The organism is Rhodovulum tesquicola, from assembly GCF_024128855.1.
Lineage (GTDB): Bacteria > Pseudomonadota > Alphaproteobacteria > Rhodobacterales > Rhodobacteraceae > Rhodovulum > Rhodovulum tesquicola.
Window position 1 is genome coordinate 1 of sequence record NZ_JAMYDV010000047.1, and the last position, 4559, is coordinate 4559.

The 4559-nt window shown below is 56.6% G+C and carries 6 protein-coding genes; 5 read left to right on the forward strand and 1 reads right to left on the reverse strand.

All coding sequences use genetic code 11. From position 1 onward, the window contains the following. The 3 genes from tnpB to NHN26_RS17185 form a co-directional block, all read left to right on the forward strand. On the forward strand, positions 1–247 hold a 247-nt coding region (tnpB, locus tag NHN26_RS17175; protein ID WP_253090523.1), incomplete at its 5' end, for an IS66 family insertion sequence element accessory protein TnpB. A 101-nt stretch (positions 248–348) separates the two neighbouring features. Beyond that, on the forward strand, positions 349–1407 hold the full coding sequence (locus tag NHN26_RS17670; RefSeq protein WP_435594222.1) for a DEAD/DEAH box helicase: 1059 nt from the start codon (positions 349–351) through the stop codon (positions 1405–1407). Continuing rightward, the gene (locus NHN26_RS17185) at positions 1404–1838 is read left to right on the forward strand and encodes an EcoRII N-terminal effector-binding domain-containing protein (protein ID WP_253090525.1); all 435 of its coding nucleotides are present in this window, start codon (positions 1404–1406) and stop codon (positions 1836–1838) included. Before NHN26_RS17670 ends, NHN26_RS17185 begins: the two co-directional genes overlap by 4 nt. A 157-nt stretch (positions 1839–1995) precedes the next feature. Here NHN26_RS17185 and NHN26_RS17190 read toward each other — a convergent pair whose 3' ends face one another. Further along, on the reverse strand, positions 1996–2649 hold the full coding sequence (locus NHN26_RS17190; RefSeq protein ID WP_253090526.1) for a hypothetical protein: 654 nt from the start codon (positions 2647–2649) through the stop codon (positions 1996–1998). 44 nt (positions 2650–2693) lie between these two features. Between NHN26_RS17190 and NHN26_RS17195 the strand changes: the two genes are divergently transcribed. Together NHN26_RS17195 and NHN26_RS17200 are read left to right on the forward strand one after the other, a co-directional pair. After that, entirely contained in the window at positions 2694–3287 is a 594-nt protein-coding gene (locus NHN26_RS17195) for a hypothetical protein (protein WP_253090527.1), read from the forward strand. Between the two features lie 906 nt (positions 3288–4193). Further along, entirely contained in the window at positions 4194–4469 is a 276-nt protein-coding gene (locus NHN26_RS17200) for a DNA alkylation repair protein (RefSeq protein ID WP_253090528.1), read from the forward strand. Positions 4470–4559: the final 90 nt, after the last annotated feature.

Genomic DNA, 4559 nt, shown 5'->3' on the forward strand with positions numbered 1-4559 from the left:
GGATCCGTTCACCGGCACGGTCTTCGTGTTCCGTCCCAAACGGGCGGACCGGCTGAAGATCCTGTTCTGGGACGGGACCGGGCTGGTGATGGCCTACAAGCGGCTGGAGGACACGACCTTCACCTGGCCGACCATCCAGGACGGCGCGATGACATTGAACCACGCGCAGTTCGAGGCGCTGTTTTCCGGGCTGGACTGGCGCAAGGTCAAGGCGCTGGAGGCGCGGCGGCCGGCTGCGGCGGAGTGAATCAAGCGCCGGATCTGGGAGGCAGGTCCGGTCTGTGCAGGCTATGATCCGGGCATGACCGCGACCTTCGACGATCTCGATCTGTCCGTTCTGCCATCGCAATCTTCTCCGCCGTGGAATGGTCCCTCGTCGTCTGCGACGAAGCTCAGGCCATCAAGAACCCTGATTCAAACCGACGGCATGCAATCGGGACACTCCCGAGGAAGCGAACGATTCCGATGACTGGAACGCCAGTCGAAAACTCTCTTCTGGATCTATGGTCCCTTGTGGATTTTGCTGTGCCGGGCCTTCTCGGAACCCGAACGAATTTTGAAAGAGACTATCCCGATACCGTCGAAGCTGCGAGATCCCTGAGTTCGATAACTGACCCCATAGTCCTGCAACGAAAAGTTGCCGACGTCGCAGCTGACCTCCCGGATCGGATAGACATCGACCTGCCGATCGAACTGGATGATGTGCTGGCCGATCATTATCGGTCCGTGCGCGAAGAAACGTTGAAGAAGTATCCAACTGCCGGGGCGTTGGTTGCGACCCTGCAGCTGCAGTTGCTGTGCGCTCATCCCTGGCTCCGCCAAGACAGCGCCGATGATCCGGAAGGCGACGACGCAGTGATCTTTCCGTCAAGGAGCCTGCCGCTAATGACCCCAAAGATGGAGCGCGCGCTGGCCCTGCTGCGCGAGGCCTTCGCCAACGGACACAAAGTCATAGTCTTCTCAGCCTTCAACAAGGTGGGAGACCTCATCAGGCAGGCCGGACCCGATCTGCCCAAAGCGTTCTGGGGTGCGATCAACGGATCCACTCCGCAGGAGAACCGGCAAAAGATCGTTGACGAGTTCAGCAAGGAAGAGGCGGCGGCATGTCTTGTCTTGAACCCGAAAGCTGCGGGTGCAGGCCTGAACATTACCGCAGCCACGATAGTGATCCACTTCACACCGCTCTGGAATCCGGCACTTGAGGCTCAGGCAAGCGCTCGCGCCCATCGGCGCGGACAGACGCAACCGGTGACCATCTATCGCCTCTTCTACGAGGACACAATTGAACGCGTAATGATTGATCGATCCGAATGGAAAAAGTCCCTTGGTGCTGAAATCATTCCTATATCCACGAGAGAAACCGAGGATATTCGGAGAGCACTTGCACTGGAGCCGCGAACACGATGAGCACACTGACCTTCCGAAAAACACTTACGGCAAACGATGTCGGCGCTACCGGCGGTCATCAGAGTGGCGTTACCACCCCGAAAACGAACCGTGAGCTCTTTGAAATGCTCCCCAAATTGGACGCCACAGTCAAGAACCCGAGGGTGTTGCTTGAGTGCCTTGACGAACATGGAGAGCGCCATAGTCTCACGTTCATCTACTACAACAACAAGCTGCACGACCCAAAAGGCACTCGCAACGAATACAGGATAACTCCACTGACCGACTACTTTCGACGCGCGAATGCCAAAGAGGGTGACGCATTCGAAATTAGCAAGAACACCCTTGAGGGCTTCTATCGGATTCGGCTGGTAAAAAAGGAGCAGGTGGAAGAGGAGGCATCATGTCTGCCGCGGCGAATAAAACTGACCGGTTGGCATCGTGTACATTGAAGGTCAAGAGGGGCAGAACACTTGGCCGAGGAACGTCAGATGAGCCGATCGGAGCTTCATACCAGATTCATTGAATTGTGCGGGCACGCGCTTGGTTAACAACGACTCGTTTCTTCGAACTTATTGCCGTCGTCTTAAGCACGTAAAGTTGTCGCCGCTAGCCATCGTGCTCAATGACGATGTCCAAAGCCTGTGGTGTGCGTAGGTTCCTTAGCTGGCCGGCGATTATGCTGCGCCGCTCAGCACGAGGCAATGGCTGCACACCCCAACTTCTTGTGCCTGCATTGCAATCAAGTATTCGTCGAGCGTGCCCAGACATGGTCCTTGTGTGTCCTTGGAGTGGAAGCCTACCGTTTGAACGGAGTACCTGTTCTGCACTCACGACCTTCACACCTGTCGGAGTGTAGACCCAGACGTATGATCCCTGCCCAGAGGCGATCTTGGTCATACGACTACATGCATCGCGCAGTTCCTCAACGTTGCCGTTTCGGTCATATTTCGCCTGAACAAAGAGGCCTTTATCAAAACCGCCCTCTCCTTCTACAGAAATTGCAACATACAAATCAGCGCCAGTAATTTTCTCCAACGACCGATGTCCTCGGTCGGGCAACGACTGGGCGGTGATACTCATTCTGTAGTCACCAACTTGCGTGCCGTCCAAACGATCTTCTAGCCGCTGGCAAAGTCGTGATGTGATTTCGGGTTCTTGTACGGTACTACCACCCTGAGTTTCCGAGTACAGTTCGACCACGAGGTCGTCGACTGCCGATCCGAAGGTCTTTGCGATCTGGTTTCTGACCTTGCTGTCCACACTTCAAGACCTTCTACTCGATGTGAAGAGGAACTACTGCGAAAATGAACTACTTGGTACAAGCGCTCTCATGGGGCTCCGACCTTGTTGCCCCCGATGTAGACGACTTCTGCGAACCGTCTCTTACGGATGCGAGAAAGCGCATGGATCGCCTCTGGTGTGATCCGAAGATCTTTCACGTTTGTATACTCACGCGTCAGGACGAGAGTGAAGGACGGATGTACAATCTTCTCGGCATGAAATCTCGCTGGACGGTTGACAGAGAATGGTCGCGAACATTCACAAAGGTGGTGATGGTGGAGGCGGGGCGGGTCGTGATGCGCGGTCCGGTGGCAGTATTGAAAGTACGTGGGACCTGGGAAGCGGTTCCGATGGAGAACCTGTACCTACCCGCACAGAAATTCTTCTACAGGCATGATGCTGCCGATCCGGATGAGCTGAATGCGACCGAGATTTGCCCAGCATTGACCAACGCGGATCTCACTCACTTTGAGACGTGCTTGGCTGTTGCGTCGATCCCAATCAGCCAAGCCGATGCGCTTTTGGGGAGTTTGCCAGACCATTGGTACTACCTGAATCGGGTTGATGTCGAGGCAGGCGCTGCGACGTTGTCATTCTCTTTCAACCATACTGCCTGACGGAACCGAAGGAGAATCTTTCTCGGTTGCACCGGAAACGTTCGCCAAGCTACTGTGCCGTTCCACACGCCTCGCCCTCCGAGCGGAGCTAAACGAAATGAGTAATTCCGATCTTCGCTCACATCATCTCGGATGGATTGAAGCTTATCTCAGGACGGAGAACGAAGACTTACCGGACCTTTGGCTGACCGGACAGTGCCACTATGCGTCGAAGGGGTTCGCGTTCATCGTTGTCCATGGCGTCGATAACGACACGCCGCGCCGGCGGGCTTTGCGATCACTTGCCTGCGATCTCCTCGGGAGGCTTGGGCATGACGTCGAGCTTCAATCCAGGCGCGACGTGTATATTCTGGACCCTGAACGACCGAGGTCGAACCATGAGATCCTGGATGCGCTATCCGCGTTGAGGGAGGTGATCTAGCCTTCACGTCTGGGCGCTCGTCGACGCAAACCGGCTAGGGCGATGAAACGTCGCTGATCGACCTCAGCAAGTGAAGCGGCCCGCACCAAAAGAACCAAGCCTTTGTATTCGCCATGTTTTCCCGCGGTAGGTTTACACATCCGCTCAAAACAAGAGTTTACACTGTCCCGGTCTAGCAGCCTCCAACAGCCATATTTCATTGACTGATACACACACTTTACACTTCCGATCAGAGATAATTGCTTCAATTCCTGGGCAACAGGGAGTAACGCTCGACCCAGGGTTCTGGACGCCGATGACCCCGCCAACCGAAAGGTTTGGCGGGGTTTTTCTTTTTCGAACGCGCTTGTCGTGCGACGAGTCCCAAACACGGGTTTGGTTCACCCCGTCCAGGACAGCGGGCCGCCCCGTCGCCATCGGGATAGCGGGCACAGGACGCGCAGTGTCGCCTTGACCGGGCCACGCACAGGAGCCAGAGACGCGGCATGACACCCGAAATCGCCCTTGCCAAACTGACGGCCCGCGCCGTTCCGGACAAGGCCGCCGGAATGGCCGCCCATCACAGGGCGGAGCGGGTCTATCTGGGCGTTCCCTCCCACGAGATCGACGAGCTGGCCAGGGCATGGCGGGCGGCATTCGCGCCCGAGGCGCGGCTGGCACTGGCGGCGGGGCTTTGGCAAAGCGACATCCACGAGGCGCGGATCGCCGCGGCAAAACTGCTGGCGCAGGGTAAGCGACCGCCCAGTACCCTCGTTGCCTGAGGTGGTCTGCTGTCCGAGATGACGCCCGTAACGACGGAGGTGTCAGATGGATAGCGATGTACAAACTTACGTAAGTTCTCACAGTGACGA

Coding starts and splice junctions, on each gene's coding strand:
- NHN26_RS17185 (WP_253090525.1), top strand. CDS start 1,404: ATGAGCACACTGACCTTCCGAAAAACACTTACGGCAAACGATGTCGGC.
- NHN26_RS17195 (WP_253090527.1), top strand. CDS start 2,694: ATGAACTACTTGGTACAAGCGCTCTCATGGGGCTCCGACCTTGTTGCC.
- NHN26_RS17200 (WP_253090528.1), top strand. CDS start 4,194: ATGACACCCGAAATCGCCCTTGCCAAACTGACGGCCCGCGCCGTTCCG.